This window comes from Commensalibacter papalotli (ex Botero et al. 2024) (assembly GCF_947179115.1).
Lineage (GTDB): Bacteria > Pseudomonadota > Alphaproteobacteria > Acetobacterales > Acetobacteraceae > Commensalibacter > Commensalibacter papalotli.
Genome location: NZ_CAMXCI010000028.1, coordinates 1 through 227, shown reverse-complemented (window position 1 = coordinate 227; position 227 = coordinate 1). Strand labels below are relative to the sequence as shown.

1 protein-coding gene is annotated in these 227 nt (G+C 38.8%); it reads left to right on the top strand.

Annotation, left to right across the window (positions count from 1 at the left end):
• Positions 1 to 90: 90 nt before the first annotated feature.
• The coding region (locus QMN76_RS11050; RefSeq protein ID WP_408869475.1) for a single-stranded DNA-binding protein at positions 91 to 227 on the top strand (137 nt) is incomplete at its 3' end.

The window sequence follows — 227 nt, the reverse complement described above, 5'->3', positions numbered from 1 at the left end:
ATGGCTAATCAAACATACCGAGAATTATCAACCTTCAGTATTTAAATACTTGATTGCCAAAGGTTTGATTCCTCAGAGGGTTGGTGCGTGATGATAAGCAGTATAAACATGGTGACTCTGGCTGGTTATCTAGGCAATGATCCAGAGATTAAAACAACTCAATCAGGCAAAGAAACAGCCAGTTTTTCCTTGGCAACTAAACAGAAATGGAAAGATCAAGAACGAAC